The 458-nt window shown below is 74.9% G+C and carries 1 protein-coding gene; it reads left to right on the forward strand.

Annotated features, from left to right (window positions below; all coding sequences use genetic code 11):
- A partial coding sequence (locus KBX53_RS35710) for a crosslink repair DNA glycosylase YcaQ family protein (protein ID WP_210864112.1) occupies positions 1 to 458 on the forward strand: 458 nt, incomplete at both ends.

Consider the following 458-nt stretch of genomic DNA (forward strand, 5'->3'; position numbering starts at 1 on the left):
GCGCAGTTGCCGCCGCGCGGGGTGTGGCGGGCGAAGGCGGGCGTGCGCTACGTCCTGCTCGCCGCGTGGCTCGACCGGGAGCTCGAACCGTCGAGCGCGCAGAGCGCCGATCCGGTCGGTCAGGTGCTCGTACGCCGCTATCTGGCCGCCTTCGGCCCGGCTGCCTCGGCCGACCTGCGGGCCTGGTGCGGCCTCGCCGGGTTGCCGGCTTCGGTGACTGCGATGCGCGACGAGCTGGTCACCTTCCGCGACGAGCGCGGCCGGAAGCTGATCGACCTCCCCGACGCGCCGCGCCCCGACCCGGACACGCCCGCCCCGGTGCGGTTCCTGCCGGCGTTCGACAACGCGATCCTCGGCTACGACGACCGCAGCCGGATCATCGACGACGCGCACCGTCTCCTCTCGGTGGCCGGCGAGCGCGTGGTGCTCGTCGACGGTCGGGTCGCGGCGACCTGGAC

It is taken from the genome of Micromonospora sp. M51, assembly GCF_018070305.1.
GTDB classification, from domain to species: Bacteria; Actinomycetota; Actinomycetes; order Mycobacteriales; family Micromonosporaceae; genus Micromonospora; species Micromonospora parva.